The organism is Pseudoalteromonas sp. TB64, from assembly GCF_000498095.1.
In the GTDB taxonomy this organism is placed as follows: Bacteria; Pseudomonadota; Gammaproteobacteria; order Enterobacterales; family Alteromonadaceae; genus Pseudoalteromonas.
This window is the reverse complement of sequence record NZ_AUTQ01000070.1, coordinates 1-16,791: the sequence shown is the minus strand read 5'-3', so window position 1 is coordinate 16,791 and position 16,791 is coordinate 1. Positions and strand designations below refer to the sequence as shown.

Genomic DNA, 16,791 nt, shown 5'->3' with positions numbered 1-16,791 from the left:
CAAATCGGCTCTTATACCTTGAGTATCGCCACTAAGTGGTGACACTCTTGGTAATTTTGCTGTATCTACTTCACCTACTAAGCACTGAATAATATACGGCGGCGTAGCTGATGTTTGGTAGCGATAGCCAAATGTGTCATCGGTTTGTCCGTTACATACATCAAGGTCACCTTTGGCAATTGCACTGCCGTCTGGGTTTTTACTGCCATACAGCGGGTAACCATCGTAAGCCCAACCAATAATGGCATCGCTTGATTGGTTTTTCATTGTGTCAATCATACACGTTGGCGATACATGATAATGGTAGTCATCACCTCGTCCTGCGTGTCCGCCACATATATCTAACTGTCCAAGTGCTAACGTGTCGTGTTTTTCATCGTAGCTATTTACGTTCAGTTCACCTTGCGAAGAATAGTCGTATATTGGTACGCCATTAACGGCAACACCTACGGCTGCATCAATTGTTGTAATTGTTTTTGCTTTTTTAGGGTTTAGTTTTACAGGTGCGGCGTAGTCTTTAGCTGGAACGGGTATTTGCTCGTTAGTACCTGTAATACCTGTCATTACGTCATGATCAGGATAAGTAGATGAGGCAATATAAGCATATTGTTCATCGCACGTAACAGATACGCTTTGATCAAACCCTGCATTACTCACTGATTGTGTAATAGCATCGCAGCGAGGTGATTTTACGTTAGCGGTTAAATATGATTTATCAGACTTTGGTTGCTCGTTTGGTGTTGGTTTTGAATCCGGTTTTTGCTCGGCGCTATTCGCGCTTCGCGAGTATTTAACCGTCATACTTGCAGTATCGAGAGTAATATCTTTTACAGCGGCGAGTAATGCTGATCGATCTACTTTTGTATCGCTATTAAAGGTAACTGGTGCAGATAACGCGTACACAGTATAAGTATAGCTTTTTTCACCCGGGCCTTTAGAGCAAGGCGGCGCGTATTGGTTTAAATCGTTTACGCTATTAGAGCCTACTTTACCGAGAGTTTCGCCCGCTTTAATTTGTGTTTTATCGGCGGCAATATTGTACATGGTTCAATACCAATGCATTCCCTCTGGCGCTTTATGATCCATAATTAACGCATAATATTTGGTTGTGTTAGGTGCATCGCTCCAGTTAAGTGGAGGGCTAATGCTTTGCCCATCGCACGTATAAGTAATAGGCAAGTTACCGCCATCGCTTACCTTTGAGCTTGTTAGCGTAAAATCATTGAGGTTTGATTGTTCAAGCGATTGGCTGTTTTGCTCGTTGCAGGCACTTAAGGTTAAGCAGCACAGTGCACTGAGTAAAAAGGCATGGGTATTTTTCATCATTTAAAACTCCAAAGATTAAGAGTACATAGAAAGAATTAGCTATTAAGAGTGTAGTTCTCAAATGTAGGGCAATTATGTAGTTTTAAATTTTTTTGTGTTTATTAAGGGCAGGCGTTAAGTTGTGAGCCGCTTACTTGGATAAGAGAAGAGATTGGATATGGGCGCTTGGTTATGGAAGGAAATATTAACTTAAGTATGGCGTTATTTTCCTGAGTTAAATAACGCTAAAATCCTTATTTTAAATAAGGATTTTCTCCCATTGCGACTACCACACAAAAAATTCTTAAATCTAACTCTAGCTGGTGGTAACTCGGTTCCATATGGCAGCAAAGTTGATAAAAGCCTTTGTTATGGTCTTTTTCTTTAAAGTGGGCGAGCTCATGTACCACTAACGCTTTTAATAACGGCTCGGGAGCGCGCAGCAAGTCGCTATTTATCGCTAAATCATGTTTACGGGTTTTACCTTGCATTCGATACGTATGTGTACCGAGTGCGTTGGTGACCATATCGCCTTGCTTTTTAAAAGCAGCGCGCCCAAATGGTGGCGCATTTTTTAAATATTGTTTTTTAAGCTCGGTTGCATAGCTATAAAGTAGTTTATCGCTGGTAATAGTGTGTGCTTGCGGATACTTTTTAAGTAAGTAGTCACATATATTTTTGTTATTTATAAGGCTTAATACTTGCTCAACAATGTTAGCTGGGTAACCGGTAAAGTAACGTGCGTATTCACTCATTATTATTTCTCTGTCGTTTTACTTTTAAAAAAGTGCTTGCTGGTGGGCTTCTTTTTCGCCAGTAAATGGGTTTAATGCTTTGTGATTATAACCAAGGTCTTTACAAAACTGCCTTGCTAATAATGGCGCTTCTCGGTTATCTGCCGTATGAAAAAACACATAGGGCGTTTTTCCTTCATCAAGCCATTGTTTTACTTTACTCAGCCACGGTTTATAAAAGGGTTTATAGTCGTTTTGTAAGTCAGCTATTACAAAGCGCGCCATGGGCTCTGAGCCAGTAGCTATTGCATGTACCGGTAAATGCGGCTTTTTTTGCTGTGCATCTATTAGCGCTTCGGTTGTTGGTTTTACCGCAAATAGGGCGCGAGTATCCATCGATATGCGATTTATGTTGTTTGCCATTAATAACTGATTAAGCGCTATTTCGGCTTCACCCTTTTGAAAAAACGCAGTATGACGTACCTCTACACCGTAATTAACCTCTTTTGGTAATAGGCTAATAAATTGGGCGAGTTTGGGTAAGTCACCAGGACCAAATGCTTTAGGTAATTGCAGCATGATTTGCCCGGTTTTTTCTAAAATAGGGGTAAACAAGTTAAGCCAATCAGTAAGCTCGGTTTGAACATTAGTTAGGTGCAGCTCGTGGCTAAAGCGACGATTAAACTTAAAAGTAAATTTAAAATCGTCGGGTACGCTGTTTGCCCAGCGCAATACGGTGCTTGGCGAAGGATCAGCGTAAAAGCTGGTATTGCCTTCAACAGAATTAAAGTGTTGTGCGTATTGGCTAAGCATATCGGCGTTTTTACATTGGCTTGAAAATAAATTGCCTTTCCATGCATTACTCGACCACTGCGGGCATCCAATATATAACATACAAACTAGCGCCTTATTATAAAGTGGCGATAGTGTAGCAAATAACAAAACGAGCTGCTGTAAATTCAGGGGCAAAAGCGGCACACGCCCTAGCATCTTAATGTTAGTTGAGTATAATGCAGGGCTTAATTTGATTATTTTTAGATTGCTAGCGGCTTTATTTGTATTGTGGTGACCTGTTTTTTAAATCACACGCCTTAAAACAAATAAGTTTAGCCGTTTAAGCCTTTTATCTGACAGGAAAACTATGCGCTCTATATATTGCGGACAGCTAAATAAAACTCACGTAGATCAAGAAGTAGAACTATGTGGCTGGATCAACAAACGACGTGACCTTGGTGGACTTATCTTTGTCGATTTACGCGATAGAGAAGGTTTAGTACAAGTTGTATTCGACTCTGACATTGAAGAATTAATGAGTTCAGCTAATACACTTCGCCAAGAATTTTGTGTTCAGTTAAAAGGTGTTGTTCGCGCACGCCCAGACAGCCAAGTAAACAAAGACATGGCAACAGGCGAGATCGAAATTTTAGGTAAAGAGCTTAATATTATTAACCGCTCTGAACCATTACCGCTAGATTTTAACCAAGTAAACTCAGAAGAGCGTCGTTTAAAGTACCGTTACTTAGATTTACGTCGTTTAGAAATGAGTGACCGTATTAAATTACGTGCTAAAGCAAGCAGCTTTGTTCGTCGCTTTTTAGATGAAAACGGCTTTTTAGACATCGAAACGCCAGTACTAACTAAAGCAACGCCAGAAGGCGCGCGCGATTACTTAGTACCGAGCCGTGTTCATAAAGGTAGCTTTTACGCATTACCGCAGTCGCCACAGTTGTTTAAGCAATTGTTGATGATGTCGGGTTTTGACCGTTACTACCAAATTGTTAAATGTTTCCGTGATGAAGATTTACGTGCCGATCGCCAACCAGAATTTACCCAAATAGATATAGAGACCTCGTTCATGAGCTCTGATCAAGTACGTGGTATGACTGAAAAAATGATCCGCGAGATGTGGCAAACACTGCTAAACGTTGATTTAGGCGATTTCCCAATCATGCCTTACAGCGAGGCAATGAGCCTTTACGGTTCTGATAAGCCTGATTTACGTAACCCAATGAAATTAGTTGATATTGCTGATTTAGTGAAAGACGTAGAGTTTAATGTTTTCTCTGGTCCGGCTAACGACGAAAAAGGCCGTGTTGCTGTATTAACAGTACCAGGTGGCGCTAAGCTTTCTCGTAAACAACTTGACGATTACACTAAGTTTATTGGTATTTACGGCGCTAAAGGCATGGCGTGGATGAAAGTAAACGACCACACTGCAGGCGCTGAAGGCGTTCAATCACCAGTGGCTAAGTTTTTAAGCGAAGACGTAATTACTAAATTGCTTGAGCGTACTAATGCACAGTCTGGCGATATTATTTTATTCGGTGCCGATAAGCGCAACACAGTAAATGAAGCTATGGGCGCACTGCGCGTTAAGATTGGTGTTGATTTAGAAATCACTAACCTTAATAGCTGGGCACCACTTTGGGTTGTAGACTTCCCAATGTTTGAAGAAGATGACGAAGGCACATTACATGCTGTGCATCATCCATTCACTGCACCAAAAGATATTACTGCAAGTGAGCTTGAAGCAAACCCAGCAGCAGCAATTTCAGATGCTTACGATATGGTATTAAACGGCTACGAAGTGGGTGGTGGTTCGGTACGTATTCATAATGCAGATATGCAAGAAACGGCATTTAGAATTTTAGGTATTAACGAGCAAGAGCAACAAGACAAGTTTGGCTTTTTACTTGATGCACTTAAATACGGCACACCACCACATGCAGGTTTAGCATTTGGTCTTGACCGTTTAGCAATGCTTTTATGTGGTACCGATAACATTCGTGACGTTATTGCTTTCCCTAAAACAACACAAGCGTCGTGTTTATTAACCAACGCGCCAAGCAAACCTAATCTTGATTCGTTAGCTGAGCTTGCAATTAGTGTTGTAGAAAAAGAAGTATCAAGCGAAGAGTAACTTTTGCTTATCTTTTAAGCTAAATTTAAAAACCCTTAAGTTATATGCTTGAGGGTTTTTTTGTGGTTAAATTTAAAATAGAGTGTATTTTAACCGAACAGATGAAAAGGAATTATTATGTCGATCAATGCAACTTTATTTGGTGAGTTTTTAGTTTTTATTATTGTGCTGTGTATTCCTATTTTTGCTGTAATTAGCTACAAAATAGGTAAGCGTAAAAGTACTATGCCGGGTGTTTTGGCTTTTGTGGGTGGCTGTTTAGCGCTATTTCCACTATTTGCTTTGATTTTTATTGCAGTGCTTGCGCTTAAAAAAGATTTACCTAAAAGTAATGGCTACACGGGTTAAATTTAATAGGTGAATTGTGTTGTTAAGTAACAATAACCAGTATTTTGATGAGCAATTTAATGCTTTGCAGTACGCAGAGCAAACAACTGAAAATACTGAGTTTGAAGAGTGTACGTTTACCGATTGCGACTTTTCAGGTGGGCAGTTTAAAAATTGTCGATTTATAGAATGTAGTTTTAAAAACTGTAACCTGTCGTCACTTAAATGGAATTACAGCTCGCTTGAAAGTGTAAGTTTTAGCCATTGTAAGTTAAACAGTTTGCAGTGGGGCGATGTAGATTGGCCAGCGCTTAGTATTAACGCACCGGTGAGTTTTAATTATTGCGAACTTAGTAATAGCTCTTTTTTTGAATTAACCCTCAAAGCCCTCAAACTAACACATTGCTTTGCAAAAAATGTAGATTTTAGACATGCTGATTTAAGCAGTAGCCAATTTACAGGGACGGATTTTCGCGATAGTGAGTTTTTTCAAACTAACTTAACAAAATGTGATTTTGTAGGTGCTACAGCGTTTAATATAGATTTGAATAATAATATGTTAGCGAATGCTAAGTTTGATCGCTTCGAAGCACTTAATCTGCTTACCAGCCTTAATATAGAACTGTGTGATTAACTTAGTTTAATATGATTACATATCTAGAAGCGACAGCTTAGCTGGGCTTCTAGATAGTAGTGGTACGTAATTAACGACTTGGACCATTTTTATTACGTGCACTGGCAAGTTGTCTTGCGATTTCTAATAACGCAGGTGAAATATCTTCAGCGCCATCTTTAATTAGTTTTGTAACGTCACCTGATGAAAACAAACCGTCACGTGGTGATTTAATACCTAACTCACGAACAAAATCCTTCGTTTTACCTGTGCTGCCTGTTTCGATGAACTTAAAAATAATACGTTCATTGTTATTTTTAGCAGGTGCTTTTAGTGTTTCGATTTCGTCATGTATCTCGGTTAGTTTGTCTTCTAGGATTTCTATACGTTCTTGAATGCTATTGTATGATTTCATTTATTGGATCTTTTACTAAATATATTAAAACAATGGCGACTATTATCGCATAGTTTGACAATAGAGAACGTAAACCTATAAAGTAAAAGTTATTTTTAATTAAAAACAATAATTTATATAAGTTTAATCATGAAAAAAACACTTAAATAGCTTTTTATATTAAGCACACTAACCTTAACTACATCAATAATAAGCACTACAAGCTATGCAAACGATGATGTTATAATCGATAAAAGCCGTAGCCGCGCTATTCCTATCAATATTACATTACCAAGTAATAATGCTAAGTGTACAGCGCAAGAAAAATGCCCTGTGGCGTTTATTAATGCGGGCTACGGTATTAGCCATAACGAATATACGTTTGCTAGTAATGTGTTTAATCAGCGCGGATACTTAACTGTAGCCGTTGCACATGAATTAAAAACCGACCCTGACCTTAATCGTGAGCAACCTTACTTAACCACTCGCATGGGAAACTGGCACCGTGGCGTAGTAACGCTTAAGTTTTTAGTTAATGAGTTATCGAGTAAATACCCAGCGTATAACTTTACAAAGCTCACCTTATTTGGGCACTCAAACGGCGGGGATATTTCGTCATTGTACGGCTCTATTTACCCCAATGAAGTAAGCCAAATTATTACTCTTGATCATCGCCGCATGTTAATCCCACGCAATAAAAACATTCGTGTACTTACACTTCGCGGTAGTGATTACCCAGCAGATGCAAATGTATTACTAACGCCAGAAGAGCGGGGTGTTTATCCTGTTAAGCAAATACTCATAGAAAAATCGCGCCATAACGATATGTACGATGGCGGGCAAAAATGGCTGGTGGATAGAATGAGTAAAAATATCGAGATATTTTTAGGTAATTAGCCAAGATATAATCAAGCCAACTTTAAGCTGGCTTAATATAAAGGTTTAAGCTGACACAAAATTTTGAGTGGTATTAAACAAAGCATGTATATTATTGCAGGTTACCCTTGCGGCGTAGCAAACTGTTTTATTGGTCGTTCTTTTATTTCCATATCTTCAGTAGGCATAGCTAAAAGTGAATATCTGGTTCTTATGGTAATGATATCAGCAAATTTACCGTTAATGTACAAGTTGACGAACGGTGTAATCGTACTTACTAAGTATTTTTTTTCAGGGTTTAAAGCAAACTTTTCTTCCATGCCTTTTAGCTCAATAAACTTTACTTCAAGCGGTTCGAACTCTATAGAGGATAATTGCTTGTGAGCACGCCGCCGTCCTTGTATAGGTTGTTCAGGGACTTTTGCACCTGGATTTTTCGCTCTTAATGAGAAGTATTCATCCACTTCATATATAAACATTGAGTTTAAGTCGATTCCCTGCTTATCGAAAGCGAGAGAGCTTAGCTTAACTTGATAAGGCGTAGTATTCGCCAATCTTATACTAGTGATACATTTAGTATCTAGATGACAAAATGTATAAGAGGATGCAGCAATAGGACCTTCGATAATTTCTTCAGAGTTGGCAAAAGTAGAGTAACTAATTAAAAGAAATATAATATTTACTAAAATTTTCATTGGGCTGCTCGCACTGCATTTTCAAAAAGATATGCCGAATATAGTAAGGTATCTCTGTCTTCATTGGTTTGATAAATTTGTGCATTTTGAGCAATGAAATTAAGATCCTTTATAGCCGTTCTTGCGTTATAAGCTGTATCTTCAGAAGTCCAGACTGCGTGGCTAAACTCATGAACAACAGTATCTACTTTTCCATTTGTACCCGCTTTAAAAAAACTATTACCAAACCCAATAATACCATATCTTTCATAATAAGTTGCATCACCATATACAGCGCATTTATAAAGTTTTTGTGGGGTCAAATGCATAGAACCGATAAGGTTAGCTACTTTACGGGCTTGGCGAATTAAAAAGGTTCTTGTTGCTTCAAAATTTGTAGGGTTTATATAACCATATTGCATCATAATGTTTTTGAATTTTTCTTTGTCCTTTTTATCTGCGTTAGCAGGGTTGTGCAATATATTAATAAAAGTTGTTAATGCTTTTGGAGTAATTAGCATAGCTAATTCAATTTGGTTCAGCTCAGATAGAGTTAACTCGATACCTGTTTTGTTTGTTGCTTCATAAATTGAAAAGTTATTGCGTTCGTAGTAAGTATTTTTATTCATACCTATCCTTGGTTGTTTAATATAATTGTAAGCTACTAAAGCCGTACCTATTATTCAACCCCTTATATTTCATTTAGAGTTTAAGTCTGCTTTATTAACAACTTCATATAACGCAGTAATAACTGCGCTATATTAATTTTATGGTAGTTACTCTACCAGTTCACTTACAATAATAGGGTTGTTATGTAGTGTTTTATGCACCGGGCATTTGTCGGCTATTTCGAGTAAACGTTGGCGCTGTGGCTCAGTTAAATCGCCACGCAAAGTGATTTTACGGGTAATAGCTTCAAGGTTACCTGTTTGCTCACAATCGTCGCAATCTTTGTTGTAATCGCGAGTGTGATTAAGCTCTACTTTTACATGCTCCAGTGGTAAGTTTTTACGTGTAGCGTACATCCGCAGTGTCATTGCTGTACATGCACCAAGCCCCGCTAATAAGTGATGATACGGATCGGGTCCTAAGTTTTTACCGCCTACCTTTATTGGCTCATCTGCAAGCCAAGTATGATCTTTAGTGCTTACGTGCTGAGTAAATACGTGGTCTTTTTCTTCAACGAGTACATTGCCACCTGTTAAGCTTGCTGCATATCTGGTTTTGTCGTATTTAACGTAGCGGTTTGCCCACGTTGCAATAATGTCGGCCGCGTAGTCAGCATCGTTTTTATTAGTAAGTAAGTGATCGGCGTTATCTAGGCTAATAAAGCTTTTGGGATGCTTAGCTGATGCATAGATTTTTTCGGCTTCACTAATGTTTACAGTTGCATCAATAGGGGAGTGCATGACTAACAATGCGCGCTTAAGTTTACTGATGTGGCTTTTACCGTACTTGGCTATATCATCTAAAAACTGTTTTTTGATGGTAAATTCGCGACCCGCTAAGCTTACTTTAGCTTCACCAGCTTCGTTAATTTCATCAAGGTGAGCTGCAAAGTTATGCGCTACGTGTTGCGCGTCAGATGGCGCACCAATTGTAGTTATAGCTGAAACCTCTGGTATGTGTTCAGCAGCAGCTAATACTGCAGCGCCACCTAAACTATGACCAATAAGTAGTTGTGGTGCTTCAAAATGATCACGCAGGTGATTGGCAGCTGACACTAGGTCTTGAATATTTGACGAAAAATTACTGTTGGCAAAGTCGCCATCGCTATTACCTAAACCAGTAAAGTCAAAACGCAGTACGGCAATCCCTTGTTGTGTTAATGCACGGCTTATACGTGTTGCAGCAGCAACATCTTTACCACAGGTAAAACAATGAGCAAATAACGCATAAAATTTTACGTCACCAGAGGGAAGTTCGAGTTGACCAGCAAGTTCTAAGTCGCCGCTTTTAAAAGATACTTTTTGTCGCATGGGTAGCCTTATTTATACTAATAAAATACATTACAATACTAGACCAGATATAAGTGCGAAACCTTACAAATACAACATTTTTTTATAAATTGATCTTGATTAAGCATAAAGCTGTTGGTGGCTCTTTGAGGACATATGTCCTTATGTTTTTGAGGTCATTTGTCTATCCTCACATAGCGCTATAATGAAGGCTTTGCTACTTTATATAATTAATATTAATTATATAAAAAAGATGATCATTCTATCGCATTAAATAGCTCATTCACTACGTTAAAAATTATTTATATAGAACAGCTATATAAATAATTCGCCTTGATATCGCGCTGTTTTCTTAGCGCTATAATAGATCACTAATTTAATGAAATTGGTATAATTTAGCACGATTAAAAGCAACTCACTTCACACAACCTATTCACTGGAACGTACAATGCAATTACCTACTGTTGATTATAAAGCTCCCGATGCGGCTGCACAATTTGTTGAATCATTAAGAAATACTGGATTTGGCGTTTTAAAAAACCACCCAATCCCACAGTCTTTAGTTGAGTCTATTTACAAAAACTGGCAAGATTTTTTTAACTCAGAGCAGAAGCAAGACTTTTTATTCTCTAAAGACACTCAAGACGGTTACTTTCCGCCTTCAGTATCTGAAGTAGCGAAAGGCTTTACAATAAAAGACATTAAAGAGTACTTTCATGTGTACCCTAAAGGACGTGTTCCTGCAGAGCTTGAGGCTGATGTGCGTGAATACTACCGTTTAGCGAGTGAGTTTGCTGGTACCTTATTAAATTGGGTTCAGGCTGAATCTCCAGCTGATGTACGCGCTAAATTTTCGATTGATTTAAAAGGCATGATTGCGGGTTCGGAACAAACATTGTTACGTATTTTGCATTATCCGCCAATGACAGGTGATGAAGAGCCAGGTGCTATTCGCGCAGCTGCTCATGGTGATATTAATTTATTAACTGTATTACCTGCATCTAACGAACCTGGTTTACAAGTTCAAAAAACAGATGGTGGTTGGTTAGATGTTCCATGTGATTTTGGCAGCTTAATTATTAATATTGGTGACATGCTACAAGAAGCGTCGGGCGGGTATTTCCCATCTACAATTCACCGCGTGATTAACCCAACGGGTAAAGCATCGACTAAATCGCGAATCTCGTTACCGCTATTTTTACACCCTCATCCAGAGGTTGTGCTTTCAGAGCGCTACACCGCAGATAGCTACTTGCAAGAGCGTTTGCGTGAGTTAGGTGTTAAGTAACTATTATACTTAGAATTATTAAGTATAAACAAAAAGCGGCTTTAAGCCGTTTTTTGCATTTTTAAGCAACTTGATTGCACGTTTTATTTTATTGGACGGTGCTCAATTGCTTGCAACGTAAATAATGGCATGCATTCTTAGCTACTACAGGTATAATGCGCGCAACTGGCCACTTTGGCCTTATTTAAAAGAGAGTTTATATGAGTTTTGATGGTTTAGGTTTATCACAGTCTTTAGTTAATGCGGTTTTAGAAAAGGGCTATGAAACGCCAACACCAATTCAGGCTCAAGCTATTCCGGCAATTATTGAAGGCCGTGATGTTATGGCTGCAGCACAAACGGGTACTGGTAAAACAGCTGGTTTTACATTACCACTTATCGAACGTTTGTCTTCAGGTCCTAAAGCTAAAAGCAATCATGTACGTGCGTTAATTTTAACACCAACACGTGAACTTGCTTTGCAAGTGAGTGAAAATGTTGAAGAGTACGCAAAGCATTCTGATGTAAGCTCGTTTGTAGTTTACGGTGGCGTTAAAATTAACCCACAAATGCAGCGTCTTCGTAAGGGTGTTGATATTTTAGTTGCAACACCGGGTCGTTTAATTGACTTACATAACCAAAACGCAGTTAAATTTGATAGCGTAGAAGTACTTGTATTAGATGAAGCTGACCGTATGCTAGACATGGGCTTTATTCATGACATTAAACGTCTTATAGCTAAAATGCCTGCAAAACGTCAAAACTTAATGTTTTCGGCAACATTTTCAGATGACATTCGTGCATTAGCAAAAGGGTTAATAAACGACCCTGTCGAAATTTCTGTTGCAGCAAAAAATACGACAGCAAAAAGCGTTACTCAGTGTGTTTATGCAGTAGATAAGCCACGTAAAACTGCTTTATTAAGCCATTTGATTCGTAGTAACGATTGGCAGCAAGTTTTAGTCTTTAGCCGTACAAAACATGGTGCTAACCGCTTAGTTAAGCAACTAGAACGTGATGATATTACGGGCGCTGCTATTCATGGTAATAAGTCACAAGGTGCACGTGTTAAAGCACTTGAAGGTTTTAAAAATGGTGATGTTCGAGTATTAGTAGCAACGGATATTGTTGCACGTGGTTTAGACATTGTTGAACTACCACATGTAGTTAACTACGACTTACCAAATGTATACGAAGATTACGTTCACCGTATTGGTCGTACTGGTCGTGCTGGTGCATCGGGTCATGCTATTTCGTTTGTAACCACTGAAGATGCTGTAGATTTATATGGTATTGAGCGTTTTATTGGTGAGCTTATTCCGCGTGCTGAAGAAGATGGTTTCGATCCGGTTAACCCTGTACCTGAGCGCGCATTAGATGCTCGCCCTATTGCACCTAAAAAACCTAAGAAAAAGCAGCCTTTTAATAAGCCTAAGTCTGATAGCAGCAAGCCTAACAGTAAAAAGCCAAACAATGGCGGCAATGGTACAGGTCCGCGCCGTGGTGGTTCTAAAAAGCCAGCAGCTAAAACAGATGATAGCGCGCAAAACCCATGGGCAAAGCGTGAGTCTGTTGGTGGTAATGGTCAACGCCGTCGCCGCACAACTAATAACGATTAGTCATTATTAATGAGTGTATTGGCGTTTATTTAGTTTAATTAAACGTTGATACAAAAAACGCGCTACCTTCTTAAATAGAAGTAGCGCGTTTTTTATTGTCTGTAATTTGTTATTTTAATAATACCAATTACATTTAATTAGCCTAACTAATTAAATAGTTAATACCTAAGCCTACAAATAAAGTAACACTCACACTAAGTAGTGTGCCAAGCATAACGTACTCGGTAAGCTTTTTATCTTTACTCGCACTTAAATCTCCAAACCTAAATACCGATTTAGCTGCTAATAAAAACCCAACGCCAGCAAATTGATCAAGCAATATAAAGCTCAACATAAGTATGCGTTCCAACATGCCAATACTTTGCCCTGCAAGTGGGAGGCTTCCATCGCTTGAAAAGTTACTCGTTAAACGCTCTAGCATCATTCTTATAAATACAGCGCTTGGATTCAAAATTATTAAATAACCACACACAATCCACAATACATTAGGGGTAGTAAGCATGGTATATATGTTTGCGATAAAGCTATTGTTATCAGTTAGCCAAATACTTAGGGCTATTAGCACAGCAATATGAGCTATTTGGTCGAGTAAAAATGGCACAACGCCTTTATTGGAATATGATTTAGCAATATCAATAAAGTAATGACTTATTACAATAGCGACAGTTGCTATTAGTGCATTACTTGCTTGTTGCCATCCAAAAGTATATTCCCATAAAGTTATAATTATAGCGCTGGTTATACCGTGCACTAGTACATGTAAGTAAAGTTTAGTGGCTTTAAAGTGTCGTGTGTTTCTGTCGTTTACCCAACTCATAGGTTGCCAGAAAAAATCAGCCAGTATATGACCAATAATAAGTGCGGCTAGTAAAAGAGAAAAAGCCATTATTCACCTCCTTTTGTTATATTTTTTATTATAAATTGAGTGTGCTTTATAAAACGCTCTATTAATTGGTAATGGGCTAAATTGAGTAGTTTGGTGACATTTTCACGGCTCGTTTTAAGCTCTTTTGCTAAAGCTGCATGGCTATTATCTGTTGAGGTTAAATATACATACAAAGCATTAGCTTGTTTTGCTGTGACTTTAGTTAATAGTACATCTACAAAAGCAAGATTAAGCAATAAGCTCTCATCAACGTGTTGTTCTGCAATATTAATAACAAAGCGTTGATTCGTTATTTTATCAAGCCCTTGACCTGATAGTGTGAATGCAGAGCCTGTGGCTGTTTTAATATCACTGCGTAGGTTATCTATTTGCCCAAGCGCCATACTTTGGCGTAATTCGTAACCCGACGATTTTAAGTGTAGGTATATTAATATAGCGGTTTCAAATAACATTTCTGGATTATTTAACTGTAATTGAAAGGCATCGCCTCTGTATATATTCCACAGTGTTTGTTTTTTAGAAATGCCACGCAAGCTTTGCTCTAATTGATAAAGCATGGCATCGTACTGTTGCTTAGGAATAGTTTGCGATTTAATGATATCGCCGCTGATCACACCAATCATATGAGTCTCTATTTATACCAATTACTTGATGGAACTGATATTAGTTACTTTTTTAAATGTAACCATAAACGGTTACATAGCTATAAGTAACCAATTTAGGTTACTTGAATAATAATTGCAAGGTTCACTCATTTTATAACGTTACTTTAATAAGTAATGCTATTGCTATTAATCCTCATTAGGAGATTGAATGACTTCACAAAACGAATTGCAAAGTACTAAACCACGCGTAGGTATTTTTGTTGATGTACAAAATATTTACTATACATGTAGAGAAAGCTACCGTAAAAACTTTGACTACAATGCCTTTTGGCGACAAATGCAGGAGCAATACACGATTGAGTGCGCTTTTGCTTACGCTATTTATCGAGGCGATGAAAAACAGAATCAGTTTCAAAATATTTTGCGAGCGATTGGCTTTGATGTGAAGTTAAAACCATTTATACAGCGCCGTGATGGAAGTGCAAAAGGTGATTGGGATGTGGGGATAACAATAGATATGCTAGAACAAGGTAAAAACCTTGATAAGGTTATTTTGCTTTCTGGCGATGGCGATTTTGCCTTATTGCTTGGGCATTTAAAAAATCAATACAATGTGCCATGCGATGTTTATGGTGCAGATAGGTTAACAGCAGAGGCATTAAAACAAAGCGCTGAGCAATTTCATTTAATCGATGATACCTTTTTATTATAAGTGGCTATACGCTAACTAAAACTCTCTAAAAGCGAAAGCTGAGTACTTGCAACATGAGAGATTTTAATACAAGAAGGTAATTGATTAATTTAGGCTTTTTTATTGCTGTAATAAATTGGGTTTGGTAAATGATTATGGTAATTTTAAAGTATAACGAGTTACCAAGGACTTACATGCTTCATTACAGCAACATGCCACTAGACAGAGGCTCAAATTTCCGTAAAGACCCATCGTGGCTTAAAGCGCAAATGTCGGCGCAAAGTAAATGGGTTTTAGTTAATAATAATCAAACACTATTTATTAAAGATACGCCAAAAGTTAGCTATTTAACTTATCAACAAGTGGCGCATTTAGATTTAACGAATGCTATTTTTGTTGGTTTAAATAACGCCAAAAATGGTGTGTTTGCACTTGATGTAACTGAACTCGATGAAAGCATATTAACGCCTTTGATAGATGGCGCACAGTTTTTTGACATTCGCCAGTATGGTCCACAAGTAACAATTAAATACGGTTCAATTGCGGCACTAGCACGAGGTTTATGTTATTGGCATGCAACACATCGATTTTGTGGTCGTTGTGGTAGCAAAAATAGCTCAGTGGAAGCTGGGCACTCTCGCGTGTGTGACAACGAAAGCTGTAAACATCCTACATTTCCGCGCACTGATCCTGCGGTGATTATGGTTGTAACTAAAATGTTTGATGATGGAATAGAGCGTTGTTTATTAGGCCGCCAAGCTTCGTGGCGTATTGGTATGTATTCTTCTTTGGCTGGATTTGTCGATCCAGGCGAAACACTTGAGCAAGCTGTTACGCGCGAAGTAAAAGAAGAAGCTGGTATTGATGTAGCAAATGTACGTTATGTTGTTTCTCAGCCGTGGCCGTTTCCTTCTTCAATTATGCTTGGTTTTTTTGCTGAAGCAGTAACCGACACCATTGATGTTGATAATGACGAGCTTGATGATGCAAAGTGGTTTAGCCGTGAAGAACTTGCACAGTTTGGCAATTGGGATGAAGAGGGCGATCATTTAAAACTACCTAGAACTGATTCTATCTCTCGTTATTTAATTGAACATTGGCGTACAAACGCTTAAGGATTAACAATGTCGAGTAAAAGTAATAAAAATACTCAGTTGGTGTCATCAGGGCGAAAAAAAGCGTACACACATGGAGTAGTTAATCCCGTTGTACAGCGTGCATCGACTATTGTATTTGATACCGTAGCAGATTTAAAAGAAGCGGCTAAAACCCGTGGCGATAAAACTTTATTTTATGGGCGCCGTGGTACAACTACACACTTTGCGTTGCAAGATGCAATTACAGAGCTTGAAGGCGGTGAAGGCTGTGCATTATATCCATGCGGCGCAGCTGCGATTAGCCAAGTGCTGTTATCATTTTTAAAAACAGGTGACCATATTTTAATGGTCGATAACGCGTACGAACCAACCCGTGATTTTTGCGATAAAATTTTAGTAGGATTAGGTATTTCTACAACGTATTATCCGCCAACAATTGGTGCGGGAATTAAAGATTATATTAAGCCAAACACTAAGGTATTGTTTTTAGAGTCACCTGGCTCTATTACTATGGAAGTTCAAGATGTGCCTGCTATGGTAAAAGTAGCAAATGAGCATAACGTAATGACAATACTTGATAACACCTACGGTAATGGTTTGCACTATAGACCACTTGAGCACGGCGTAGATATTAGTATTCAAGCTGCAACTAAATATATTGTTGGTCATTCAGATGTAATGATGGGGGTTGCTGTTGCGAATAAAAAATATTGGCTTACGCTTCGCGAAAACTCATATTTACTGGGCCAGTGTACAAGTGCAGACGATGCTTACTTAGCACTTAGAGGTTTGCGCACTATGGGTGTACGTTTAAACCAGCACGAA

At 38.4% G+C, this 16,791-nt stretch carries 18 protein-coding genes and 1 pseudogene; 9 read left to right on the top strand and 10 right to left on the bottom strand.

What is annotated here, in order from left to right:
• The 4 genes and pseudogenes from L647_RS1000000126315 to L647_RS0103145 all read right to left on the bottom strand — a co-directional run.
• The coding region (locus L647_RS1000000126315; RefSeq protein WP_253948827.1) for a YHYH protein at positions 1–564 on the bottom strand (564 nt) is incomplete at its 3' end.
• A 234-nt stretch (positions 565–798) separates the two neighbouring features.
• A pseudogene (locus L647_RS1000000126310) lies at positions 799–1,323 on the bottom strand (YbhB/YbcL family Raf kinase inhibitor-like protein); the annotation flags it as partial.
• A gap of 236 nt (positions 1,324–1,559) precedes the next feature.
• Positions 1,560–2,060, bottom strand: coding sequence for a YgjP-like metallopeptidase domain-containing protein (locus L647_RS0103150; protein WP_024609900.1), 501 nt, complete (start codon positions 2,058–2,060; stop codon positions 1,560–1,562).
• Positions 2,061–2,084: 24 nt separating this feature from the next.
• Complete coding sequence (locus L647_RS0103145; RefSeq protein ID WP_024609899.1) at positions 2,085–2,933, bottom strand: DUF72 domain-containing protein; 849 nt, start codon at positions 2,931–2,933, stop codon at positions 2,085–2,087.
• A gap of 247 nt (positions 2,934–3,180) precedes the next feature.
• Here L647_RS0103145 and aspS point away from each other — a divergent pair, with 247 nt between their 5' ends.
• The 3 genes from aspS to L647_RS0103130 all read left to right on the top strand — a co-directional run bounded on the left by aspS (position 3,181) and on the right by L647_RS0103130 (position 5,920).
• Positions 3,181–4,959, top strand: a complete 1,779-nt coding sequence (gene aspS, locus L647_RS0103140) for an aspartate--tRNA ligase (RefSeq protein WP_024609898.1) — start codon at positions 3,181–3,183, stop codon at positions 4,957–4,959.
• 117 nt (positions 4,960–5,076) lie between these two features.
• Positions 5,077–5,307 (top strand): hypothetical protein, encoded by a 231-nt coding sequence (locus L647_RS0103135; protein ID WP_007586979.1) that lies wholly within the window; start codon positions 5,077–5,079, stop codon positions 5,305–5,307.
• A gap of 16 nt (positions 5,308–5,323) precedes the next feature.
• A complete protein-coding gene (locus tag L647_RS0103130) occupies positions 5,324–5,920 on the top strand; it encodes a pentapeptide repeat-containing protein (RefSeq protein ID WP_024609897.1) in 597 nt (198 codons plus the stop codon).
• 70 nt (positions 5,921–5,990) lie between these two features.
• Here the strand turns inward: L647_RS0103130 and L647_RS0103125 are convergent, their stop codons facing one another.
• Complete coding sequence (locus L647_RS0103125; protein ID WP_007586981.1) at positions 5,991–6,314, bottom strand: hypothetical protein; 324 nt, start codon at positions 6,312–6,314, stop codon at positions 5,991–5,993.
• Between the two features lie 156 nt (positions 6,315–6,470).
• Here L647_RS0103125 and L647_RS01000000123560 point away from each other — a divergent pair, with 156 nt between their 5' ends.
• Positions 6,471–7,190, top strand: a complete 720-nt coding sequence (locus tag L647_RS01000000123560) for an alpha/beta hydrolase (protein ID WP_139015421.1) — start codon at positions 6,471–6,473, stop codon at positions 7,188–7,190.
• Between the two features lie 101 nt (positions 7,191–7,291).
• Here L647_RS01000000123560 and L647_RS0103115 read toward each other — a convergent pair whose 3' ends face one another.
• The 3 genes from L647_RS0103115 to L647_RS0103105 all read right to left on the bottom strand — a co-directional run bounded on the left by L647_RS0103115 (position 7,292) and on the right by L647_RS0103105 (position 9,822).
• Complete coding sequence (locus tag L647_RS0103115) at positions 7,292–7,864, bottom strand: hypothetical protein (RefSeq protein ID WP_024609896.1); 573 nt, start codon at positions 7,862–7,864, stop codon at positions 7,292–7,294.
• Positions 7,861–8,472 carry a hypothetical protein gene (locus tag L647_RS0103110; protein WP_024609895.1) on the bottom strand — a complete coding sequence of 204 codons (612 nt, stop codon included), beginning with the start codon at positions 8,470–8,472 and terminating at the stop codon, positions 7,861–7,863. Before L647_RS0103110 ends, L647_RS0103115 begins: the two co-directional genes overlap by 4 nt.
• A 147-nt stretch (positions 8,473–8,619) precedes the next feature.
• Positions 8,620–9,822: a bifunctional alpha/beta hydrolase/OsmC family protein gene (locus L647_RS0103105; protein WP_024609894.1), complete on the bottom strand. Its 1,203-nt coding sequence runs from the start codon at positions 9,820–9,822 to the stop codon at positions 8,620–8,622.
• A gap of 427 nt (positions 9,823–10,249) precedes the next feature.
• Between L647_RS0103105 and L647_RS0103100 the strand changes: the two genes are divergently transcribed.
• Together L647_RS0103100 and L647_RS0103095 are read left to right on the top strand one after the other, a co-directional pair.
• Positions 10,250–11,089, top strand: a complete 840-nt coding sequence (locus tag L647_RS0103100) for a 2OG-Fe(II) oxygenase family protein (RefSeq protein ID WP_024609893.1) — start codon at positions 10,250–10,252, stop codon at positions 11,087–11,089.
• Positions 11,090–11,289: 200 nt separating this feature from the next.
• Complete coding sequence (locus L647_RS0103095) at positions 11,290–12,687, top strand: DEAD/DEAH box helicase (protein ID WP_024609892.1); 1,398 nt, start codon at positions 11,290–11,292, stop codon at positions 12,685–12,687.
• A 142-nt stretch (positions 12,688–12,829) separates the two neighbouring features.
• Here the strand turns inward: L647_RS0103095 and L647_RS0103090 are convergent, their stop codons facing one another.
• Together L647_RS0103090 and L647_RS0103085 are read right to left on the bottom strand one after the other, a co-directional pair.
• A complete protein-coding gene (locus L647_RS0103090; protein WP_024609891.1) occupies positions 12,830–13,573 on the bottom strand; it encodes a DUF3307 domain-containing protein in 744 nt (247 codons plus the stop codon).
• Positions 13,573–14,196: a hypothetical protein gene (locus L647_RS0103085; protein ID WP_024609890.1), complete on the bottom strand. Its 624-nt coding sequence runs from the start codon at positions 14,194–14,196 to the stop codon at positions 13,573–13,575. The genes L647_RS0103090 and L647_RS0103085 overlap by 1 nt, the downstream gene beginning before the upstream one ends.
• 190 nt (positions 14,197–14,386) lie before the next feature.
• Here L647_RS0103085 and L647_RS0103080 point away from each other — a divergent pair, with 190 nt between their 5' ends.
• The 3 genes from L647_RS0103080 to metC all read left to right on the top strand — a co-directional run.
• Positions 14,387–14,890, top strand: coding sequence for an NYN domain-containing protein (locus L647_RS0103080; protein ID WP_024609889.1), 504 nt, complete (start codon positions 14,387–14,389; stop codon positions 14,888–14,890).
• Between the two features lie 173 nt (positions 14,891–15,063).
• Positions 15,064–15,984, top strand: a complete 921-nt coding sequence (gene nudC, locus L647_RS0103075) for an NAD(+) diphosphatase (RefSeq protein ID WP_024609888.1) — start codon at positions 15,064–15,066, stop codon at positions 15,982–15,984.
• A 9-nt stretch (positions 15,985–15,993) separates the two neighbouring features.
• Positions 15,994–16,791 (top strand): cystathionine beta-lyase (metC, locus tag L647_RS0103070; RefSeq protein ID WP_024609887.1); only part of this gene is annotated, 798 nt, incomplete at its 3' end.

Excerpts from the sequence above, each read along its gene's own strand:
- L647_RS0103150 (WP_024609900.1), bottom strand. The coding sequence starts at position 2,060 with ATGAGTGAATACGCACGTTACTTTACCGGTTACCCAGCTAACATTGTT.
- L647_RS0103145 (WP_024609899.1), bottom strand. The coding sequence starts at position 2,933 with ATGTTATATATTGGATGCCCGCAGTGGTCGAGTAATGCATGGAAAGGC.
- aspS (WP_024609898.1), top strand. The coding sequence starts at position 3,181 with ATGCGCTCTATATATTGCGGACAGCTAAATAAAACTCACGTAGATCAA.
- L647_RS0103135 (WP_007586979.1), top strand. The coding sequence starts at position 5,077 with ATGTCGATCAATGCAACTTTATTTGGTGAGTTTTTAGTTTTTATTATT.
- L647_RS0103125 (WP_007586981.1), bottom strand. The coding sequence starts at position 6,314 with ATGAAATCATACAATAGCATTCAAGAACGTATAGAAATCCTAGAAGAC.
- L647_RS0103115 (WP_024609896.1), bottom strand. The coding sequence starts at position 7,864 with ATGAAAATTTTAGTAAATATTATATTTCTTTTAATTAGTTACTCTACT.
- L647_RS0103110 (WP_024609895.1), bottom strand. The coding sequence starts at position 8,472 with ATGAATAAAAATACTTACTACGAACGCAATAACTTTTCAATTTATGAA.
- L647_RS0103105 (WP_024609894.1), bottom strand. The coding sequence starts at position 9,822 with ATGCGACAAAAAGTATCTTTTAAAAGCGGCGACTTAGAACTTGCTGGT.
- L647_RS0103100 (WP_024609893.1), top strand. The coding sequence starts at position 10,250 with ATGCAATTACCTACTGTTGATTATAAAGCTCCCGATGCGGCTGCACAA.
- L647_RS0103095 (WP_024609892.1), top strand. The coding sequence starts at position 11,290 with ATGAGTTTTGATGGTTTAGGTTTATCACAGTCTTTAGTTAATGCGGTT.
- L647_RS0103090 (WP_024609891.1), bottom strand. The coding sequence starts at position 13,573 with ATGGCTTTTTCTCTTTTACTAGCCGCACTTATTATTGGTCATATACTG.
- L647_RS0103085 (WP_024609890.1), bottom strand. The coding sequence starts at position 14,196 with ATGATTGGTGTGATCAGCGGCGATATCATTAAATCGCAAACTATTCCT.
- L647_RS0103080 (WP_024609889.1), top strand. The coding sequence starts at position 14,387 with ATGACTTCACAAAACGAATTGCAAAGTACTAAACCACGCGTAGGTATT.
- nudC (WP_024609888.1), top strand. The coding sequence starts at position 15,064 with ATGCTTCATTACAGCAACATGCCACTAGACAGAGGCTCAAATTTCCGT.